15 protein-coding genes are annotated in these 22,083 nt (G+C 59.1%); 6 read left to right on the top strand and 9 right to left on the bottom strand.

The genetic code is table 11. The features are described from left to right. The first annotated feature begins 1 nt into the window (after nt 1). The 3 genes from rarD (at nt 2) to VQ575_RS10385 (ending at nt 7,476) form a co-directional block, all read left to right on the top strand. On the top strand, nt 2–886 hold the full coding sequence (rarD, locus tag VQ575_RS10395; protein ID WP_039592988.1) for an EamA family transporter RarD: 885 nt from the start codon (nt 2–4) through the stop codon (nt 884–886). Between the two features lie 165 nt (nt 887–1,051). Beyond that, complete coding sequence (locus VQ575_RS10390; protein ID WP_325919596.1) at nt 1,052–4,474, top strand: hypothetical protein; 3,423 nt, start codon at nt 1,052–1,054, stop codon at nt 4,472–4,474. Between the two features lie 92 nt (nt 4,475–4,566). After that, a complete protein-coding gene (locus VQ575_RS10385; protein WP_152668388.1) occupies nt 4,567–7,476 on the top strand; it encodes a membrane-targeted effector domain-containing toxin in 2,910 nt (969 codons plus the stop codon). A gap of 80 nt (nt 7,477–7,556) precedes the next feature. Here VQ575_RS10385 and hppD read toward each other — a convergent pair whose 3' ends face one another. Then, the gene (gene hppD / locus VQ575_RS10380) at nt 7,557–8,633 is read right to left on the bottom strand and encodes a 4-hydroxyphenylpyruvate dioxygenase (protein WP_039592985.1); all 1,077 of its coding nucleotides are present in this window, start codon (nt 8,631–8,633) and stop codon (nt 7,557–7,559) included. Nucleotides 8,634–8,883: 250 nt separating this feature from the next. Then, complete coding sequence (locus VQ575_RS10375; RefSeq protein WP_039592984.1) at nt 8,884–9,828, bottom strand: DMT family transporter; 945 nt, start codon at nt 9,826–9,828, stop codon at nt 8,884–8,886. 87 nt (nt 9,829–9,915) lie between these two features. Here VQ575_RS10375 and VQ575_RS10370 point away from each other — a divergent pair, with 87 nt between their 5' ends. Then, the gene (locus tag VQ575_RS10370) at nt 9,916–10,788 is read left to right on the top strand and encodes a LysR family transcriptional regulator (RefSeq protein WP_039592983.1); all 873 of its coding nucleotides are present in this window, start codon (nt 9,916–9,918) and stop codon (nt 10,786–10,788) included. Between the two features lie 317 nt (nt 10,789–11,105). Continuing rightward, nucleotides 11,106–11,471, top strand: a complete 366-nt coding sequence (locus VQ575_RS10365) for a histone-like nucleoid-structuring protein, MvaT/MvaU family (protein WP_039592982.1) — start codon at nt 11,106–11,108, stop codon at nt 11,469–11,471. A 90-nt stretch (nt 11,472–11,561) separates the two neighbouring features. On the opposite strand, the gene VQ575_RS10360 is transcribed toward VQ575_RS10365, so the two are convergent. Together VQ575_RS10360 and VQ575_RS10355 are read right to left on the bottom strand one after the other, a co-directional pair. Then, nucleotides 11,562–12,092, bottom strand: a complete 531-nt coding sequence (locus VQ575_RS10360) for a DUF4946 domain-containing protein (protein WP_039592981.1) — start codon at nt 12,090–12,092, stop codon at nt 11,562–11,564. A gap of 75 nt (nt 12,093–12,167) precedes the next feature. Beyond that, complete coding sequence (locus tag VQ575_RS10355; RefSeq protein WP_325919595.1) at nt 12,168–15,047, bottom strand: acyltransferase domain-containing protein; 2,880 nt, start codon at nt 15,045–15,047, stop codon at nt 12,168–12,170. A gap of 306 nt (nt 15,048–15,353) precedes the next feature. Here VQ575_RS10355 and gloA point away from each other — a divergent pair, with 306 nt between their 5' ends. Beyond that, nucleotides 15,354–15,875 carry a lactoylglutathione lyase gene (gene gloA, locus VQ575_RS10350; protein ID WP_039592980.1) on the top strand — a complete coding sequence of 174 codons (522 nt, stop codon included), beginning with the start codon at nt 15,354–15,356 and terminating at the stop codon, nt 15,873–15,875. An 89-nt stretch (nt 15,876–15,964) separates the two neighbouring features. Here gloA and ahpF read toward each other — a convergent pair whose 3' ends face one another. The 5 genes from ahpF to VQ575_RS10325 form a co-directional block, all read right to left on the bottom strand. Next, the gene (gene ahpF / locus VQ575_RS10345) at nt 15,965–17,527 is read right to left on the bottom strand and encodes an alkyl hydroperoxide reductase subunit F (protein WP_039592979.1); all 1,563 of its coding nucleotides are present in this window, start codon (nt 17,525–17,527) and stop codon (nt 15,965–15,967) included. A 123-nt stretch (nt 17,528–17,650) separates the two neighbouring features. Then, nucleotides 17,651–18,214 carry an alkyl hydroperoxide reductase subunit C gene (ahpC, locus tag VQ575_RS10340; protein WP_011061677.1) on the bottom strand — a complete coding sequence of 188 codons (564 nt, stop codon included), beginning with the start codon at nt 18,212–18,214 and terminating at the stop codon, nt 17,651–17,653. 233 nt (nt 18,215–18,447) lie between these two features. Then, on the bottom strand, nt 18,448–19,803 hold the full coding sequence (gorA, locus tag VQ575_RS10335; RefSeq protein ID WP_325919594.1) for a glutathione-disulfide reductase: 1,356 nt from the start codon (nt 19,801–19,803) through the stop codon (nt 18,448–18,450). Nucleotides 19,804–20,126: 323 nt separating this feature from the next. After that, on the bottom strand, nt 20,127–21,512 hold the full coding sequence (locus tag VQ575_RS10330; protein ID WP_198723483.1) for a tripartite tricarboxylate transporter permease: 1,386 nt from the start codon (nt 21,510–21,512) through the stop codon (nt 20,127–20,129). Next, the gene (locus VQ575_RS10325; RefSeq protein WP_325919593.1) at nt 21,512–22,051 is read right to left on the bottom strand and encodes a hypothetical protein; all 540 of its coding nucleotides are present in this window, start codon (nt 22,049–22,051) and stop codon (nt 21,512–21,514) included. The genes VQ575_RS10330 and VQ575_RS10325 overlap by 1 nt, the downstream gene beginning before the upstream one ends. Nucleotides 22,052–22,083 lie beyond the last annotated feature (32 nt).

Genomic DNA, 22,083 nt, shown 5'->3' with positions numbered 1-22,083 from the left:
CTTGTCCAAAGGCATCGCTTTATCCGTCGCGGCATCCGTCCTGTTCGCCGTCATGTATTACTACACCTCGCTGCTCACGCCACTGACCGGCCTGGAGATTTTCGGTTGGCGCATGCTGTTGACGATGCCGTGCATGACCGCGTTCATGATGATCTCCCGCGAATGGAAACTGGTCTCGGACCTGGTCGCACGCCTGGTCGCCGCACCACGCCTGCTGCTCGGGGCGATCGTGTCATCGGCACTGATGGGCGCGCAGTTGTGGCTGTTCATGTGGGCACCGCTCAACGGCTACAGCCTGGACGTATCATTGGGGTACTTCCTGTTGCCGCTGTCGATGGTCCTGACCGGGCGCATCGTTTATGGCGAACGCCTGTCCCGCCTACAGAAAATCGCCGTGCTCTTCGCCACCCTCGGTGTGCTCAACGAGCTCTACCGGGTGGGCGGTCTTTCCTGGGCGACCTGGCTCGTGGTCATCGGCTACCCGATCTACTTCATCCTGCGTAAACGCCTGCGTACCGACAACCTGGGCGGCCTCTGGCTGGACATGACGTTGATGCTGCCATTGGCGCTCTGGTTCGTACAAAGCGGAGAACAGGGTTTCGGCGTTTTCAATCAACACCCCTGGCTGTCGCTGCTGATCCCGCTGCTCGGCGTCATCAGCGCCTCGGCACTGGTGGCCTATATCGTCGCCAGCCGCCTGCTGCCGTTCAGCCTCTTCGGATTGTTGAGCTACGTGGAGCCAGTATTGCTACTGGGTGTTGCACTGCTGCTGGGCGAAAGCATCCAGGCCGAAGAATGGCTGACCTACATTCCCATCTGGCTGGCCGTGACTGTACTGGTGCTGGAAGGGTTCAAGCACCTGGTGCGGCAACGACGCATAGCCTGACGGGCCATTTGCATCAAGACACATTTCAGCTGAACCGCAGAGGCCGGCGCGGTTTACCATGCGCGCACGAATGTCAGGAGGACGTTCGACAGGACTTCACGATAAAGGGAATTATCGATGTCACTCTCTTCAGGAAAGGAATCCGCCCAGCACGAGGTGAAGCGGATGACCTCCGTACTGGTCACCGATCTCGCCTCGACCCGGGCTGCGACGTCGGCCCAGCCTCGGCCCAGGTCTGCTCCCGTGTCATCGGAGCAGCTTCGGACGCTGGACAGGCGTCTTGGACCGGTAAAAATCGGTGAACTGAGGGTCAGCCGTGCCGAGCTTCATCGCATGGGTGCGCGGCTCGACGACTTTGGCACTGGGACTGAATCACCGCCCTTGTTGCAGCCGGACGGGGCGCTGGTCGACACCCTCCAGTTCGACCCGCTTAAAGTCGAGCAGCACATCAAGGCCCAGCCTTCGGCCGATGCTCCGGATGCCACTTTGTTGCTCTACGAATTGGCGTCCGTTCGATCACCCGGCACGCCGCCGATTTTTGACACAGCGCCGGGCCACATCCCCAGTACGTCGATGATCCAGCTCGACAAACTGCTCAAGACACTGCGCGCCGCAGAAGCGAAAAAAACCCTGCCGGTTCCGCCTGGCATGCCGAAGTGGGTCAATAAGCTGAAGTCCAATAGCGTGATCACCGCCGGCCTGGGCATGCAAGCGTATGGAATCTATGGAGGCGTGCTAGGGATCCGTGACGGTCTGCAAAAAGGCAATTTTGCTGAAGCCGGGATCAGCGCTGGGGAAATTGGCGGCGAAGCGACGTCGATGTTCGTCGAGCGCGGGCTCACGCAAACCGGGAAAATGCTGGTTCAGAACAAGGAGATGCTGCGCCAGACGCTACGCAACGGCGACAAAGTGTTGAAGGGTTTCCTGGCCACCTCGCAAGGCGTATGGCTGATTCGCGGCGCGGGGCTGATGGCCGCCGTCCTCACGCTGCCTTTCGATATCTACCTGGCTATCAAAGCCTTGGACGCCGCGGTCCACACCACGGGCAAGCAGGCGATGGATCACTATGTCAACGCTGGCTTCAGCCTGGCGAGTGCCGGCCTCTCGGTGGCGATCGGCGTCGCAGCGCTGGCTGGCTTCAGTTCTGCCGGTCCACTGGGATTGCTCGCGTGCGCCACACTGATCCTGGGCGCCCGGATTTATGGTGCGGTTCGCCAAGTGGACGATATCGACGATTACATCGAACTCAGCGTCAATGAGCGCTGGCGCTCGGGCTGGTTTGCGTTCACGGGGCAGGATCTGGACGCCAGCGTACTGGAACGCTATCAGGTCGAACATACGCGAGCCAGCTATGCCAAGGCCTTGAAGGAACAAGCGCAGAAGCTGCTGGACGGGGAAATGAAATCCAGCATAGGCGCCATCGTCAGTGGCCGATTCGACGTCGAGATGCAACCGGTCAAGCATTGGAAATTCTATTGGAAAGACGGCGAGGAACCCTATCAGGCGATCAATACGCCCACCGTGGTGGACAGCGGCGATGTGATCTACGCCGCCAATGGCTTGGATAAAGTGCCTGGGCTCAGCGTCGGCGAACCGGGGAAAAACAAAGGCATTTACTGGCAACTGGGAGGCGGTGACGACCAGGTCTTCGGCGTGCAGGACAAATCCAATTATTTCAGTTTCACCACCGGTAAAAAGAACCTGACGGGGGGCGGTGAAAACGACGCGTTTATCTTCCAGGTCAACGAAACCCTCAAGGCACCCACCACGGCCGCCATGAATGCGTTACATGGCGGCGCCGGTATAGACACGGTGTCCTTGCAGGGACAGGTCGCGCCGTTGAACACCTTGACCTACATCGGTCACGAGGTCGATCTGCGCAAGGGAATTTCCCTTTTGAAGTCCCTCGACGACACCGCGCCGGTCTACTACGCAACGATGACCGATATCGAAAACGTCGAGACAGTGCCCGGCGGTTGCAGTCGGGTCCTGGGCAGCCGGGAGGCCAACACGATCACGCTCAACGGCGCCGATGACACCGCCACCGGTCGACAGGGCGACGATGTGTTTCGCCTTATGGGCAACAACAGCCGAGTCGATGGCGGCCAGGGCAAGGATCGCTATTTCGTGGCGCTCAATGGCGGCGAAGTGGTCATCCGCGAAGATGGCCTGGAACTGAGCGTCATCGAGCTGGATTGTCCCATGGAAGCGATTGCGCACTGGCAGGTCCAAGGCACGTCGCTGAACGTAACGATGCTTCGCGGTGCCGACGGCTACGACATGCCCCGGCAAGTCAGCATCATCGATGTCTATAAGTCGGTTGATGCTCACCGCGAGCTACGCAATGACGCTGTGTTATTCATCACGCGGGACGGTTTTACCCTCAAGCCGGATCTGCCAGGCAAGCTGGAATCGATCCACGATCACGCAATCGAAGTGGTTGTGCTGGAACACGGCGTATCGCCAACCGCTGCAACCCTCTTCAATGGCGGCGCCGGGGTTCTACCACACTCCCCCCTCGCGAATTTTTTCATCCCAAGGGGATGTAACGATCCGGTTTTCGAGATCCAGGAACAGCAGGATAAAACCACCACCACGCTGTACCTGGACTATGACAGCGCTGAGCTCCGGAGCGTGCGCGCCCAGTATCACGTAACCCGTCGGGACATCGGTCAGTTCAGCTACCTGACCTACAGCGACATGAGCCTGACGTTGCAGTTCGTGGGCCACACTCGGTTAACCCTGAAGCATTGGTTAAAGAACGGCGCAGGTGCGCCAACGAACGTAGCGGGCGTGCTCATGTCTGCCGGCGTGACACTGGTGCATTCAATCATCCTGGTGATGCGCGATGGCATTTCCTACAGGGTTCGCGAACCGCAGATGTCCTATCTCGATGACCATCGGCAACCCGGCAAACGATGGGTCGACGGGCGCCATGCCCTACGCGAGCGAAATGGCCATTATCTTTTCCACCGCTGCGCGGACGAAGTCATACGGTTAGCCGGTAAACCACAGAAAATCACAGTGCCGGAACGCCGACACAAAGGCATCTATGTGCTGGAAGGCAATGCCAGCGCCTACGAAATTCACCCCAGCCCCGGGGCAACTCTGCGCCTGTCCACGACGGGTGAGACTCAGTCGTCAGCCTGGACTGTGTACACCGACACGTTATCCCACGACTTGGACTACGCCGATCTGCGTGTTGGCGAAAGCTCGATTGTGATTGGCGATGTGCTGCTGCTCTTCGAACAGGCCCACGCCCCTGGCCAACCCAAGGAGAGCGTGCAGGTAGTGCTCCGATCCGGTAATCGCTATCTGATTGACTTCGATGGGGCAAAGGCAAGGCTGCTGAGCATGGATATTCGGCGCCCCACCCTGATCCCGCACATTCTGCGGGAGATCCAGGCACACCAGGCGGATGATCGCCTGGCAACCACCTTCCTGAGCATCGAAGGCATTCGCCTCCTCGACGATACGCCCGGAGCGATCTTCTACGACACCCTGGAACAACGGTGGATAGTCGACGGTGACGACACCCGTCAGGTGCTCAGCTCGGATCTGACCATCGCCCCGGCTCGGGGTCATTGAAAGAAACCCGCCGGTAACACCTTCTGAAAAAACAGCCGCAGCGTCTCCAGGACGCTTGCGGCGTTCATTACCGTGTATCAAGGACGAACAAAATGGCTCCAAAAAAACCCATCCGCCCAAGGGAAACGGGCACACCAAGACCCGATGCTGACATCAGCCTGCCGACGACTCCGCGTCTTCCCGAGTCCGGAAGGTTGCCCAACGCTGCGGACATCTCGCGCCCATCCACGTCGCCATCGGAACCGGGCAGCCCTGCCGCCCGCCCTCCCGAGAACACGCAACAACCCACAGTCTCAGTCACCGACACTTCAACCAGCACGCCCATGATTGCGCGTGCGTTGGAACAATCGTTGGCCAGCTACGCAGTCGATCCGCCCTACGGATTGTCGCTACCTGGCGGCAACGGGATAAGAATCGAGGGCGTTGCAATGTACGTCGACCTGGAGGGTGGCAAGGTCGCCAGCGTGGCCTACGACCCGGTCTTGGGCGCGTATTGCGCGAGGAGCCCGAAAGACTCGCAGCCCTCCGGTCCTGCGCTCTACAGGCCCGAAGGCGAAATGTACTGGCGCGAAAACACCTTCGCCACGAGACTGCGTCCGTATCAATTGTCCTCCGAACACCGAGCCAGTTTCGACCGGCGAAGCGAGGCACTGATCAGCACCGATATTCGTTCCAGCGAGGCGACGTTGAGGCCTCTCTACTCAGCCCAACTGACGAAGTTGAGCAACGACGCCGAGGTGTTCTACGGTGCCGTCACGCCACCGCCTCGCCCTCTCATTCCTCTCCTGGCCGGCGTAGCCACTCTTCCGAGGCTTGTCGAGACGGTTCTGGCAGCGTCCCAAGGCGTGATACTGACCGAAAATTACGTCAGCACCAGTAGCAAGATGCAATTGATGGACAACATGTCGGCACTGGCCGCAAGCGGGGTCACCACGCTGTACCTGGATCGCTTGAGAATCGACATCGATCAGATCGCCCTGGATCATTTGTTCAGGACCGGCGAAGTGAGCAACAGCCTGGGGCAACGTCTGAAACACCTGGATGTCAATGTCGATGCTGCGTATCCAACCCCCTACACCTATGAAGGTTTGATCATCGCGGCGCAAGAAAATGGCATACGCCTCAGGGGCCTGGATTGTGCAGCCAGGTATCGGCAGGCACTGCTCGGTGGCGAATATCACGGCCATTCCACGTATCACGCCAACCAAGTCATCATGGCCGATCGGCTCAGTCACCCCGGGGGCAAATGGATCGCGTTGATAGATGCTCCCTTGGAGCGTCAACTGAACTCGCCCGCCTATGAGCGGCAGCATGTTGGATGGGGGGTAAACATACGCAGCAATCGTCCCGACCTGGCACAACTTCAGGGCGTCCTGAGTATTCGTATCGAGGATATCCCGGGGGGCCCCGCGATTCGCATAACGCAGGAGTCGCCGCTCTCTACCGCAGAGCTGAGCCTGGAGGTAGGTGGGCAAGGACTGAGGCCCTATGAATTATCCAGGCGATACCGAAATGACTTTGAAACGATCATCCGACGCCCACAGCTCCCTGCAGATCCCTTTGGCATCCATCAGCAAGTCCACTTTGCCGAGAACCTGGATCGCAGGCGCGCACGCCGGGAACACAGTCGACGCGAATGGGATATTGTCGACGCCAGCCAACGGTTCTTCGATCGTCATCCATTACCTCCCAGGCCCCCTGCACCAACACTCCCGCCCTACAGTCCGGTCTCCGATATTGTCGAGAGTGTCTATCGCCAGTCCAACGGGTTGGTATTGGGAGCCGCCTATAACGCTATCGGCGCAAGAATGCTGCTGATCGACAATCTGCCGGCGCTGGCGAGACAACAGGTGAAGACGCTTTACCTGGAGAACTTGGTGACCGAGTACGATCAACCGCTGCTGACGTCGTTCGCCTCCAGCGGGGTAATGTCCGAGAAGTTGCGGGCTAACCTTCGTCGCCAGGATGAGCTTCAAGGCGTGGATCCGCTAAGTACCCATGCCTTGGAGAACCTGGTAACCATCGCCCGCCAGCATGGCATCAGGGTGCGCGCGCTCGACACGTCAGCCAGCTATCAGGATGACCTCAGGGTGTATTTCCCGCTGCGCCCGAACCGTTTCAAATTCATTGCCCATACCATCATCGAGGGTGTTCAGGTTCAGCAGGGTGCCCATAAATGGGTGGCCCTGGTTGGCAGCGAGCACGCCAATACCGTTCGAAACGTTCCGGGACTTGCAGAACTGGAAGGGGTCATCGGGATTCGCGTAGTCGATGTTGGCGGCCAACCTGACCGGGTAATGCCCGATGCCGGTGAAATCATTTCGAATCGCTTGCCTATCCTGCAGCAAGCCGCAACCACTCATCTTGTCCCGCCCTCCCACCAATTCGTGAAATCGGATTTGCTGTTGGAGGTCAATGTCAGCACCCAAGCGATACAACGACCGATCGCCAGTCCCGGCAATCTGCTGCATCGGCCCAAGGAATTCCTGATTGAACGGTCGGCGGGAGGCTTTGTGCTTTACGTTAGGCTCGATGGCACTGAGGCGAAAAGAATCCCGGTGCAAATGGACAACGACAAGTTTTTTATCAGAGCCCCGTTCAGCTCGCTGGAGATGGTGCATGCGGTGCGGTTCAACAGCCTCGATAGGCTTGTGTGGGCACTGCAAAGCAGTGGCATGAGGCAAGTGCCCGGGACCACGGCCATCCCCGCTTCGCCTCATCGCCTCGTCGATCAATTCCCACTGCTGACCCGGCCCGGACAGTACATCGTCAGTTATCGGCCCCAGGGAATCGAGCTCTACCACAGATCCAAGGACGGCGAAGTAAAACGAACAAAGGTCAATGAGATAGAGGACAAGCTGTATATCAACAACCAGAGCTGGGGCATGAGCATCGAGAATAAGTTCAAGAACATGGCGGAGCTGACGGCTCATTTGGAGCGCAGGTTTAACATGACTCTTGTGCAGACGTTTGATATGGGCGTGCCTCAACTCCCCTTGTAAGCGTGCAGTAGCAGCGTCAACCAGAACATGAAAAAGCCCGCCTGGCATCGCTGCCGGGCGGGCTTTTTTAGCTTTAGGGTTTACTCGGTCGCGAGCACACCACGACGTACCTGATCACGCTCGATCGACTCGAACAGTGCCTTGAAGTTGCCTTCGCCGAAACCATCGTCGCCCTTGCGCTGGATGAATTCGAAGAACACCGGGCCCATCAAGGTTTCCGAGAAGATTTGCAGCAGCAGGCGCTTGTCGCCTTGCTCGGACGCACCGTCCAGCAGAATGCCCCGCGATTGCAATTCACCCACCGGTTCACCGTGGTTCGGCAGGCGGCCTTCGAGCATCTCGTAGTAGGTGTCCGGTGGCGCGGTCATGAAGCGCATGCCGATTTTCTTCAACTGGTCCCAGGTCTTGATCAGGTCGTCGGTGAGGAACGCCACGTGCTGGATGCCTTCGCCGTTGAACTGCATCAGGAACTCTTCGATCTGCCCGGCGCCCTTGGACGATTCTTCGTTCAACGGGATGCGGATCATGCCATCCGGAGCGGTCATCGCCTTGGACGTCAGGCCGGTGTATTCGCCCTTGATGTCGAAGTAGCGAATTTCACGGAAGTTGAACAGCTTCTCGTAGAAATTCGCCCAGTAGGCCATGCGCCCGCGATACACGTTGTGGGTCAAGTGATCGATAATCTTCAGGCCCGCGCCCGCCGGATTGCGGTCGATGCCTTCAAGGAACACGAAGTCGATGTCGTAGATCGAACTGCCTTCGCCGAAACGGTCGATCAGGTACAGCGGCGCACCGCCGATGCCCTTGATCGCCGGCAGGTTCAGCTCCATAGGGCCGGTCTCGATGTGGATCGGCTGGGCGCCGAGTTCCAGGGCGCGCTTGTAGGCTTTTTGCGAGTCCTTGACCCGGAACGCCATGCCGCACACCGACGGGCCGTGCTCGGCGGCGAAGTAGGACGCCACGCTATGGGGTTCATTGTTGAGGATCAGGTTGATCGCGCCCTGGCGATACAGGTGCACGTCCTTGGAGCGGTGGGTGGCCACTTTGGTGAAGCCCATGATCTCGAAGATCGGCTCCAGGGTATTGGGCGTAGGGGACGCGAATTCGATGAATTCAAAGCCCATCAGGCCCATCGGGTTTTCGTATAGATCTGCCATGTCGGCGCCTCATCATGCTTATCAATTAACAAGAAACGTTAGTTGCCAGTGATGCTGAGGGCGCACGGCGGCGCGCAGGAAATACCGCGGACGCTGCGGGCGAGGAAATCGCCATAGATCAGTTGAAACCCAAGTATCTTCATTGTCGACCCAAGGCTATTGCGGGCGAGGCTTCTGCTGCCAGAAGACGTTATTCTTATATGCGTAAATCGATTCTACACAGCGTAACCGTATTTGTCCGCCTCGGGTATCAAATCGCCTTTTCCGCCGGCCGCGCAAGGGGTTTGTTGCACAGGAAAATCCCCATCAGGATCAGCCCCCCGCCCACGCCCATCAGCGCCGTGAGCCGTTCGTCCAATAGCAAGGCGCCCAACAACACCGCCGTGAGCGGATTGAGCGCGATGAACACGCCGGACCGGGTCGCGCCCATCCGCCGGATGCCGTCATACCAGGCGATGTAGGCCAGGGCCGAGCCCAGCACGCCTAGGTATAGCAGGCTCAGCCATTGTCGACTGTCCAGCGAGGCCAGCGCCGCGAAGCGAATATCCCCGCCCGCTGCACACGCTCCCCAGAGCATCAGCGTGCCCAGCAGGATCGACCAGGTCACCGTCTGCAACGGGCCAAGGCTCTCATTCAGGCTTCTGGAAAACAGCGAATAAATACCCCAGCCCAGCACACAGCCGAAAATCAGCATGTCGCCTATCCAGCCGTGTTCCGCTGTTTGTAGCAGGGTTGGGTCTCGACTGACGATCACCAAGCCTGCCCCGCCGAGACACAAGACAATGCCAGCCACCTTCAGGCGTCCCAGCCGTTCCTTGAAGAGCCACCACGAAGCCAGCCCGATCACCGCCGGGTTCAACGCCACGATCAACGAGGCCCGCGATGCGCTGATGTATTGCAAGCCATAAAAGAAGCAGAGGTTGTAGAAGAAAATGCCGAAGAAACCGAGCACCACCAGTTGAGCACCCTGTTTCAGGCTGGGCCTTGCCAGGGAAATGCGCGCCAGGCCGAGAAACCCCAGCAGCGCGATACTCGCCAACAGGAAACGTACGCTGGCGGCCAGCATCGGCGCCAGGGCATCGGATAGGATCCGCCCGGCCACGAAGGTCCCGCCCCAGATCATCGTGACCATGGCAAGTTTCAAATAGACCGGAACGTCGGATGGCGCGGCAACAGTGTGTTCAAGGGGCTTCATGATTCACCGAACTAGGGGCTTACTGGATCAGGGCAGATAGGTCATCATCCAGCTCATGCCTTCTCATCGTAAAATGAGTATTTGCTCATGACCCTTACCCAACTCGAGATCTTCTCGCTGGTCGCCGAGCTGCGTGGTTTCACGGCAGCCGCGACACGGTTGGGTATTGGACAGTCAGCGGTGTCGCACGCGATCAAATCCCTGGAACAAGAACTCGGCGTCGAGCTGTTCAGGCGTCATCAAACCGTGGTGGAGCCCAGCGACATCGGCCAGCAACTGCTGCTGCGGGCCCGAGCCATGCTCGGATTGGCCAACACCCTGCGCCAGGAAGCCGCAGACGCCCGCGGCATGCGTCGCGGAACCTTGCGCATCGGCTCGTTCGGCCCGACATCGTCGATGAAGCTGTTGCCGGCGATCCTGGAACGCTTCAGTGCATTGCATCCAGGGATCGAAGTGCATGTCGACGAGGGCCCGGACCGCCAGGTGCTCCAGTGGTTGGATGAACGGCGAATCGACGTCGGTTTCGTGGTTTTGCCGGAGGAGCGCTTCGATACGTTCGCGCTGGTGGAAGACCAGATGGTCGCCCTGCTCCCCGCTGCCCACTCGCTCGCCGACCAGACCTGCGTAAAGCTCAGGGACTTGTGCGATGACCCGTTCATCCTCACTGAGGCTGGGTCGTCGGAACTGGTCTGGCGCTTGTTCAATGCAGCACGCCTTGCACCGAACGTACGTTATCGCTGCTCGCAACTGCTCAGTACACTCGACATCGTCGCGCGTGGCGACGCGGTGAGCGTGGTTTCCGAAGGCTCGCTACCTCTGGTCCAGCACCCTGGGTTCGTTGTTCGCCCCCTGTCGCCACCCGTCCCACGGCAGATCGGCCTGGCCGTGCTCGATAGCCGCCAAGCCTCGCCGGCAACCCTGGCGTTTATCGAGCTGGCCCAGGCAGTCCGGTCGATTTAAGTCACGCTTAACTTTTCTACAAGCCTTCTATTTGCCCGCTACAGTAGCGGGCAAGATTTCATTACGCCATCTAGTACTCTTAACAGCCAATTTCCGTCGCCAAGCGCTTGACGTCGTCCCGCCGACTGATGGAAAAAGGCAACTGTTGTTACATAACGAAAAAGTTACGATTTACACTTTTCGGATTAACTACTACAATTTTTTCTGCCTGACCCGATAGCAGGAGAGTCATTAGTCACCGAGTCGCTACAAGGCGCCTGGCTTATAGCTTTGTTTGCGGTTGGTATCAGCCATTTATTTTGATTGGAGTACTTATATTGTCCAGACTCGCTGAATTTCGCAAAGCCGAAAAGGCCCTTCAAGAGCAGCTCGCGCAGCTGGAAGCTTTGAAGAATGATGCCGGGCTCAAGAAAGAAATCGAATTCGAAGAAAAGCTCCAAGGGCTGATGAAAACCTACGGCAAGGGCCTGCGTGACATCATCGCGATCCTCGACCCAAGTCCTTCCAAGTCAGGTCTGCCGTCGGCCAAGACTCCAAAAACCCGCCGCGCCCGGGTCGTCAAGGTCTACCAGAACCCGCACACGGGTGAACTGATCGAGACCAAGGGCGGCAACCATCGCGGCCTGAAAGCGTGGAAGGAACAATACGGCGCGAGCACCGTCGATTCCTGGCTGCGTGGTTGATCGCACTACTATGCAAAAAGCCCTGGCTTGCACCAGGGCTTTTTTATGCCCGAACTTTAAGGCTAATCCAAAAGTATTATGCTGAAAGCCTTATAGTTTCAGGCTATTTCGTACCGACTGTATTTCATCCTGGCTTTCTACGAATACCTGCGCCTGCCCCGCATAGGACAACACGTAGGCATTGCCCTCGTTAAGTGCCGCGACAAGGGTCTGCGACAATACATGTCGGCCGTTCTGCGTAATCGTGCAAGTGGTTTCCAACGCGCTTGCGCCACCCAACACCGAAGCATGAATCTTATTGCAGACACTTTGATAGCCGCCCTGGAAAAAATCCTTTTGTATGGACTTTCTCATTTCCAGCAGCACGCCTTGCAAGTTGACGAGATGGTCGGGCTCGACGGGTGACGCGGTTAACTCCATCACCATCACGGCATTGCCCGAAGCATCATTCTTGGTGGCGCGCTGCCGGCTGGGGCCTTTGGCTGGGACCGGTGCGTCGGCAGGCAGCGATTCGATGATCCACCCCTGAGGCCAGGTAACCTGCGGTTCGGCGGCCCCCGCGTCGACGCTCGATGCGACGGTAAACAGCAGGACGAACAGCGAAGGAAGCGGTCGAAACATTGCGTTGCACTCAAGGACTGATCGTGAAGTCTGAAGCATCATGTCAACGAGAGCTACACCGGATCGATCAAACATTCATTGAGGTGCCCCCCGAGGGCGGGAACCCGTCGTCCAGTGCAGGGCACTGGCCAAAGCCTCTGCAGAATCCATGTCGTCTCCGATGGGAGCCTGCGTTGCATCCTTCGGGTAACCGAATGCTGCGATCCATTGCGGTGCGTGTTGCGCCAGTTGGTCGCACAGCACCGTTATCTTGCCTTCCAACTGACGGTACATTTCCAGCCCAAGCAATCCTTCGCTTATGAACCAAGCGGCATGCTGCTCGATACGTTCGAGCACAAACAGAGTGGTCAAATCCCCCAGCATTTTTTCCACTTGAGGTTGGGTAACGACCGCCAAGGCCTGCAGCGCACTTTCAAGAAACAGACGCAAACCATGCGCCTCGCCCACGGCCCGGGCGCCGACCAATAACGGATTCCACACCTGCATTGGGTCGCAGCCCCGTACTTCAGCGGCTTCGACGTCCGCCTTGAGACGGCTGATCAACCGGTATTCGCGTGTGCGAAACAAGAATAACCAATATTCGGGCTCCAATAATCGAGCACTCCCGGAAAATACCGGGGGCACGTCGAGAGGTAACGCACTTAAGCTTTTGGCGGTGTCCAGTACGATCAGCAAATTATTGCCGCCGGCGTCATTGAATACGTGGGCCAGCCCCTCGTATTCCATGAAACGATTCAAGGTCAGATCACCCGCTACACCGCAACGAAGCCTACACTCGCTGATCACTTGCTCGACCGCCCAGGTACACAATGCCTTGCTCAGCGCCAACGATCGGTTCGCGCTGGACCACGGCGCCCAGGTCAAGGCCGAGGCATCGGCGGTGCGTCGCGTGGTCCGCTCGCGCACTCTTTGCATCCAACCTTCAACTTCATGATTGACCTGGCAGGTGGTGACGTAAGTGGTCGCCAAGGCAGCGAACAGCGCGCGACGTTGGGTACTGTAGCTCAGCAAACTGACATCGGCGCCAATACGCGCCATCGTGGAACGGCGTAAAGAATGACTCAGGGCCAGCCCGACACTGGCACGGGCCACCGCACACATGGCTGTTGCTGCCATGGCCCAGACATGCGCAGGTGCCACTAGCGTACGGACGAGCCGCTCGTCCGGATGGGAGAGCGGATCATGCAAGACGCCTTGTTCATCGATGGAGGCTGTCCCGGACAACCAAGCGCAATAGGGTAGATGCACATGATCGAATCCCGCCAATCCGTAATCGAAGGGAACCAGGGGGATTTCTGCCGGGGAAGACAACCGCACGCCCGGACGAGGGCCTCGATGATCGCTGATATCGAAGGCAAAAGGATAGACACCGCAGTCCCGGCCATCCATTTTCAAGCGTGCGCACACGACGCCGATCTTGGGCTGGTCACTGATCCCCACATTGGTAAATTTAAGCGCACCGTTATCCGGGGTATGCAAGGTGAAGGACCTACTCGCGGGATCAAAGACAGCCTCGGTACGATTGGCAATCTGACTGTTGCTGCCACCGATTTCGGTGATCATGTAGGCGCTGACTTTCTCGCCGGACTCCAACGCTTGGCGCAGGCGGATGGCGCCCGGGTTGTCCTGCTCGAACTCGATCAACGTGCCGACACAAAGCCCGTATTGGATGGCAAAGGCGATAAACAAAGACGGATCGCCCACCCCCAGCGCTTGCGAAAGCGCCAGCATCAGGCCGGGCTCATCGAACAATCGGGTATTGGCGGGCAGCGCTTTGATCAGCGCTCGCAGTCGCGCATAGGTGCCTCGGTGCAGTTCCAGATTCGCCAAACCGATACGATGGGAGAGATCCAGGCCTGCAAGAATCTGCGCTGCCTGCATGCTCGTTTCATTCGAAACAGCCCCTTCAATGGCTTCGACTAGGCCGCGGATTGTCCGATCCGTCAGCGGATCGTCGGCCCCAGCCCGGAACTCCAGTTCGGAGAACAAAACCATCAGCTCAGCAGCATCCTGTACCAACGGGGCGTATGCCTGCGCCAGAGGTAATGTGGCGTACACACACCGTGACAAACCACCACCGATGCCGAGATCGACAAACACCGTTTGCGCGTCCGAGTGGATGTCCTGAAGTGCCTGCAATAGATGAGCCGGTTTGATAACGCAATCAGCGAGCCCGCGCGGCAGGTCATCCTTGTCGTGGTACATCCTGCGCGCGACGCAGGAATACAAGGGAACCCGTATAGAACCTGGTGAAAGTGCGCGCAGTTGTGCAAGGAAACGCTCCGCCACTGACACCTGGCCTGGATGATGAGACGCATAAGGTGCATCCAGCCTCAGGATCTTTGGGCCATCAGGGGCTTGTTTCATCAGCGCCTCGATGGCCTTGTTGGGACCGCTGACGAGGCATTGACGAGGCGCATTGACGCACGCCAACACCAGGTCCGGCCGCCTCACTGTTTCCAATAAGGTCAAAGTCTCCCGCTCAGAACCTACGACCAGAACCATGGTCCCTTCGCCTTCCTGGTCTTGGAAGGCGTTGTTCAATGCACAAACGGCCCGTGCGCCATCCGCCAACGTAAGCGCACCGGCGCAGACCATCGCTGCAATTTCCCCCAGGCTTTGCGCAATGATCACGCGAGGACGCACACCAAATAGCTCCAGGACCTCTGCCAGCGCTACCGAAGCGGCAAAAGCTGCCATCTGCGGAACACCCACCGGCAGTCCGCCCTTGTGGTCCGGGTCGAGCAGAACCTGTCGGATCAGGCCCGACGCTATAGGTCGACGTTGCTCGATATGATTCAATGCGTCATCTATCGCGCCCAGGACCTCCTCTATCCGTTGCGCAACTTGTGGGCTGGTGCCGTGGAGCGTCGCCAAGCCACCTCTCGGATCAGATCCTTGGCCGGGGAATATGAAAATAGCGTTATCGCGCAGTGACACCAACGGGGAAGACATCAGAAACTCTCCAGCCACACAGCTCGGATCGTATGGCTCGCATTCGTGACGCTCGAGAGAATCGGGGTGAAAGGAATGCAAGCGCAGCGGATGGAACGACCGATCGATTTGCCGGGTTCAGAATAAGAAGATTTTCAAGCCGAACAACTGTTACTTCCGACAGTGAATCGATAAACCTGCGGTTTGGCGATGCCCCGCCCCTTGCGTATCATGGACGCACCTGCAAGGAAGCCGTCCAGCGCAAGCCCAGGACCGTCGCGGCACCGCTGCGGCGTCGTTTGCCCCACTTAATTTTCCGGAGGGCCCATGAGCCTGCAAGAACTCAACACGTTTCCTGGCGTCACCGCCCAACCCGATGCCGCCACGGCAAAGTTCGTCTTCAACCACACGATGCTGCGGGTCAAGGACATTACCAAATCCCTTGATTTCTACACCCGCGTGCTGGGTTTTTCCCTGGTGGAAAAACGCGATTTCCCTGAAGCCGAATTCAGCCTGTATTTCCTCGCGCTGGTGGACAAGGGCCAAATCCCTGCGGACGCGGCGGCGCGGACCGAGTGGATGAAATCGATCCCCGGCATCCTGGAACTGACCCACAACCATGGCACCGAAAACGACCCGGCGTTTGCCTACCACAATGGCAACACCGACCCGCGCGGTTTCGGTCACATCTGCATCTCGGTACCGGACGTCGTCGCCGCCTGCGAGCGCTTCGAAGCGCTGGGCTGCGATTTCCAGAAGCGCCTGAGCGACGGTCGGATGAAAAGCCTGGCGTTCATCAAGGACCCGGACGGCTATTGGGTTGAAATCATCCAGCCTGCTCCGCTGTAAACCGCATCACCCTCCCACGGGTAACGCGCGATCAAAAAAAAACCCCTGGGCCAGGGCCCATGGGGTTTTGTTTTTTCAGCGACTGGCGATCAGGCCGGTGCGGAGGTGCGGATCAGGTGATCGAAGGCGCTCAACGAGGCCTTGGCACCCTCACCCACGGCGATCACGATCTGTTTGTACGGCACGGTGGTGACGTCACCGGCAGCGAACACGCCAGGGATCGAGGTTTCGCCACGGGCATCGACGATGATCTCGCCGCGCGGTGACAGCTCTACGGTGCCCTTGAGCCAATCGGTGTTGGGCAACAGGCCGATCTGCACGAAGATCCCTTCCAGCGCCACGTCGCGCACTTCACCGCTCGGACGGTCCTTGTAGCGCAGGCCGTTGACCTTCTGACCGTCACCCGTCACTTCAGTGGTCTGGGCATGGGTGATCACCGTCACATTCGGCAGGCTGTGCAGTTTGCGTTGCAACACCGCGTCGGCCCGCAATTGCACGTCGAACTCCAGCAGCGTGACGTGGGACACGATACCTGCCAGGTCGATGGCCGCCTCGACGCCGGAGTTACCGCCGCCGATCACTGCCACGCGCTTGCCTTTGAACAGCGGACCATCGCAGTGCGGGCAGTACGCCACGCCCTTGTTGCGGTATTGCTGCTCGCCCGGCACGTTCATTTCGCGCCAGCGTGCACCGGTCGCCAGGATCACGGTTTTGGCCTTGAGGCTCGCGCCGCTGGCGAACTTGATTTCATGCAGCCCACCATCCGTGCCAGGCACCAGGGCGTCGGCGCGTTGCAGGTTCATGATGTCCACGTCGTACTGCTTGACGTGCTCTTCCAGGGCAACGGCCAGTTTCGGGCCTTCGGTTTCCTGGACCGAGATAAAGTTCTCGATCGCCATGGTGTCGAGCACCTGGCCACCGAAACGCTCGGCCGCCACACCGGTGCGGATGCCTTTGCGGGCCGCATAGATGGCCGCCGAAGCACCGGCCGGGCCACCGCCGACCACCAACACGTCAAAGGCATCCTTGGCGCTGATCTTCTCGGCCTGGCGTTCGATGCCGCTGGTGTCGATCTTGGCGAGGATTTCCTCCAGGCCCATGCGGCCCTGGCCGAAGTTCACACCGTTCAAGTAGATGCTTGGCACGGCCATGATCTGGCGTTCATCGACTTCGGCCTGGAACAGCGCGCCGTCGATGGCGACATGCTTGATGTTCGGGTTCAGCACCGCCATCAGGTTCAGCGCCTGGACCACGTCCGGGCAGTTCTGGCACGACAGCGAGAAATATGTCTCGAAGTTGAACTCGCCCTTGAGCGAGCGGATCTGTTCGATCACGTCGACACTGGCCTTCGAAGGGTGGCCACCGACTTGCAGCAGGGCCAGTACCAACGAAGTGAATTCATGGCCCATGGGAATACCGGCGAAACGCAGGCTGATGTCCGCTCCCGGGCGGTTCAACGAGAACGAGGGCTTGCGCGCATCGGTGCCGTTGTCGAGCAAGGTAATCTGGTTGGAAAGACTGGCAACGTCTTTGAGTAACGCGAGCATTTCCTGGGATTTCGCACCGTCGTCGAGGGATGCAACGATCTCGATCGGCTGGGTGACCCGTTCCAGGTATGACTTCAACTGAGCTTTAAGATTGGCGTCCAACATACGGGCGATTTCCATGTTTGAATTTCAGAAAAAACAACGCCCGAGCGAATCTCGCCCGGGCGTTTTTTGGGGCGAAGCGGCTTACTTGATCAAGAGCGAATCGCCCTCTGGTAACGCACTGGTTTAGATCTTGCCGACCAAGTCCAGGGACGGAGCCAGGGTGGCCTCGCCTTCTTTCCACTTGGCTGGGCAGACTTCGCCTGGGTGAGCAGCAACATACTGGGCAGCCTTGATCTTGCGCAGCAGCTCGGAAGCGTCACGGCCTACACCGCCGTCGTTGATTTCAACGATCTTGATCTGGCCTTCAGGGTTGATCACGAAAGTACCGCGGTCAGCCAGGCCAGCTTCTTCGATCAGCACGTCGAAGTTGCGAGAAATGGCCAGGGTCGGGTCGCCGATCATGGTGTACTGGATCTTGCCGATGGCTGGCGAAGTGTTGTGCCAGGCAGCGTGGGCGAAGTGAGTGTCGGTGGAAACGCTGTAGATCTCGACGCCCAGCTTCTGGAACTCGGCGTAGTTGTCAGCCAGGTCTTCCAGCTCGGTTGGGCAAACGAAGGTGAAGTCAGCCGGATAGAAGAACACGACAGACCACTTGCCTTTCAGGTCAGCGTCCGACACTTCGACGAAAGCGCCGTTTTTGAACGCGGTGGCTTTGAACGGTTTAACTTGGCTGTTGATGATAGGCATCGTTGACTCTCCGTCAGGGGTTGTGAAGTTGATGGGATGAATCTTAGCCACTCATTTCGCCGTTGGCTCATTGCCAAAGCTCATGTCAATGATTGGTTTTGACTATCAGGAATCTATATAGATAGAAGAAATCTGTGGAGGCTGCCGAAGGCGGCGATCGGTTGATCGTGGCAGTTGCCTGACAGTTCACAGGGCTGGATCAATGGATCACAGCCCCATGGACGGAGGGGTAATCAGGCGGTAGGCGTACGCATGGTGACGAATTCTTCGGCGGCGGTCGGGTGCACACCGATGGTTTCATCGAAATCGCGCTTGGTGGCGCCCGCCTTGAGGGCGATCGCCAGGCCCTGGACAATTTCCCCGGCGTCCGGCCCGACCATGTGGCAACCCAGCACCTTGTCGGTCCTGGCATCGACCACCAACTTCATCAAGGTCCGTTCCTGGCAGTCAGTGAGGGTCAGCTTCATCGGCCGGAAACGGCTTTCGAAAACCTGCACCTCATGGCCCTCTTCACGAGCCTGTTCTTCCGTCAGGCCAACCGTGCCGATGTTCGGCAGGCTGAACACCGCCGTGGGGATCATCCGGTAGTCCACCAGGCGATACTGCTCGGGCTTGAACAAGCGCCGCGCCACCGCCATGCCTTCGGCCAGTGCGACAGGCGTGAGCTGCACACGGCCGATCACGTCGCCAATGGCCAGGATCGATGGTTCGGCAGTCTCGTATTCCTTATTGACCTGAACGAAGCCTTTTTCGTCCAGCGTCACGCCGGTGTTCTCCAGGCCCAGGTTGTCCAGCATCGGGCGCCGGCCGGTGGCATAGAACACGCAATCGGTGGACAGCGTACGACCGTCCTTGAGCGTCACCTTCAGGCTGCCGTCAGTTTCCTTGTCGATGCGCTGGATGTCTGCGTTGAATTGCAGGTCCAGGCCACGACGCTGCAGCTCTTCGGCCAGGTGCTTGCGCACCGCGCCGTCGAAGCCACGCAGGAACAAGTCACCGCGATAGAGCAAGGATGTTTGCGCGCCCATGCCATGGAAAATCCCGGCGAACTCCACCGCAATGTAGCCGCCCCCCACCACCAGCATGCGCTTGGGCAGCGTCTTGAGAAAGAACGCCTCGTTGGAGCTGATGGCGTGCTCGCGCCCCGGGATGTCCGGGATCACCGGCCAGCCACCGGTGGCGATCATGATGTGCCGGGCGGTGTGGCGCTCGCCATTGATCTCCACTTCGTGAGGATTGGTGATCCTGGCGTGTCCTTCATGCAACGTCACGCCACTGTTGACCAGCAGGTTGCGGTAGATGCCGTTGAGGCGATTGATCTCGCGATCTTTGTTGGCGATCAGCGTGGCCCAGTCGAAACTCACATCGCCCGCCGTCCAGCCATAGGCCGATGCCTGCTCGAAGTCTTCGGCGTAATGCGCGCCGTAGACCAGCAGTTTTTTCGGCACACAACCGACGTTAACGCACGTACCGCCCAGGTAGCGGCTCTCCGCCACGGCCACCTTGGCCCCGAAACCGGCGGCAAACCGCGCCGCCCGCACACCACCGGAACCGGCGCCAATCACATACAAGTCAAAATCGTAGGCCATTTTCTATCTCCTTCGGCAGGTTGTCAGCATACCTGCTGTTTTCACCTGAGGCAGCGTTGCGATGGTTATGGGGATGGAAAACGCAAAAGCCAGCCGCCGCGGAACAACCCGCAATGGGTCGGTCCGCTCCAGCGGGGCACAATCCCGTCAGGGGCTAGCGGGTCAATGGATCGAGACAGGGTAGCTGATGATCAGCCGGTTCTCGTCGAACGCCAGAAAAGCTGTTCATTGTTATTATTTCGTTTGATGGGCAGCAGCAGATCGTTGCGGATCTGCTGCACCCTGGATGGTTCAAGTCAGGAAAGCTTGATGACGCGCAGGCGCTAGCTTCCTGCCAGCGCGACGATCGCCGGTACGCTGAGCACCGCCGTGTAGTAGGCCATGAACTGCACGCCGATGTTGAAGCCCAGGAAACGCGCCAGAAATCCTCCCAACAGGCCGATCGTGAGAATCACCATCAGGCCCAGCAGCCCGCCCTCCCAGATACCGATCACCAGTACCAGGCCGATGAAAGTTGCGATGACCGCCTCATGACTGATCCGGCGTGCCACGAACGCCGCCGCGCCATGGGCGAAGTTCATGGTGAACGGATACGCCACCAGGATCGCCACGATCACCGCGAGCATGCCGTAGCCCAGGAACTCCCAGGTGTTGAGCAAATTGTGCAGGTTATTGATCTCACCGGTGGCGTTGTCCACCCAGAACCGCGGGGGCGCATTGAACAAGGGCGCGGCCGGGCCCGCAGCGACCGGGCTCAGCGGCAGTCCGAAGGCCATCAGCGGGATAAGGGTTTCGGCGATGTAGGTCGATTCGGTAACGCCGTTTCGCGCGGTGATCACGGTGGTCAGGCGGTCATAGGCGTGCTTGATCCGTGAGCCGATGATCTCGCCCATTATCACCGTCATGGCCACCGGACTGAACACGAACGTGGCGCTCGATACGCTGGCCGCCATGGCCGTCACGCGAGTCTGACGCGGGTTGATGATCTTCAATGGGTTGGGAAAATAGCCGCTCCAGCCCTTCACATCGGGGGCCAGGGAAAACACTCGGTAGTCGTCGCGCCGCATGCGTTGCCGTTCGGCCGGCGCCAGCAGGGAAAACAGCGAGGCGATCAGGGGCGCGACGGCAATGCCGAGGAAGTAACTCACCGAAAGCTTCACCCCGTATTGCCCGGTCAGCGCCTGCAAGGCCACGATCACCATGACGAATGGCACCAGGGCCAGCACCGCCGCCCAGCGGCCCGCCGAGAAATAAGCGATGGTCAGTGCCGCGCAGAGAAACACCCAGGGCGCAAATTGCTTGATGACCTCACCGAACGGCGCCAGCAGCACTGCGAACAGCACCGACAAGGGCACGGCAATCAAAGCCGCCACCGCCGCCCCGGAGATCATCTTGCGCAAGGCAATATGGGGTACGCCGAGTTTGCGCAGGTAGTTCGCGTCCGCCAGCAACGCGGTCGCCGCAGTATCGCCGGGGATGCCGAGCAATGCGGTCGGCACCGCGTGGGTCATGTGCTTGGCCACCGCCCCCGCCAGGAAAAAAGTCAGGACACCGGCAGGCGGTGCGCCAAGTAGCACCACCAGCAGGGTCAAGGGCGCCAGGGTGGTGGTTTCATCCGTGCCCGAGACCAGGCCAATGGCGGCGAACACCACCGCTCCCAACAGTCCCAGAGCGAACGCAACCATGATTTCGTAGAGTAAGGCGTCCATCAGCCGCGCCCTCCACTCAGGCTGACCGCTGCGCCGGCGCTCGGCGCCACGCTGGCATTGACCGGGCGAGCCTCTTCCTCACAGGCCTGGGCTTGGCGAAACAATTCATACAGTTGCAGTTCCTTCAGCTCAGCGGTGACCTCGGGTGAAAGATCTTCCAGGCGCCCCAAGCTGCCGTACTCCTTCAGCAGATCCGCCACCACTTGCTCGCGGAAACCCTGGTCGGCCTGGTGTTCGAGCACCTCGCGCTTGGGCTTGAAAAAAAACGCGCTGATGGCGCCGCCGGCCAAGCAACCAAGGATCCCGACAAGCATGGCGTAGGCCCTGGCCATCTGCGCGGATTCCACCAGGCTGTGCATCAACAGCTTGGCGGCAAAATAAGCCCCGAGGCTGACCACCGCGCCGATAGCGATGGAGATCGCCAGGTCGCGGACGTCGATGGTGTCGCCCCAGACTTCGTAGAGGTTCTGTCTTGCTGGACCGCCCTCTCCCAAGGAGGGTTCGGGCGCCAAGGCTGGCGTTGAATGGTCGTGTTGCATGGTGTCCTCCGGCCCTTGCGGGCTTTTGTTTT

Origin of the sequence: Pseudomonas frederiksbergensis, from assembly GCF_035751725.1 — a bacterium.
Taxonomy (GTDB): Bacteria; Pseudomonadota; Gammaproteobacteria; order Pseudomonadales; family Pseudomonadaceae; genus Aquipseudomonas; species Aquipseudomonas frederiksbergensis_A.
Note: the sequence above shows the minus strand (reverse complement) of the source record. Positions and strands in the feature narration are given on the sequence as shown.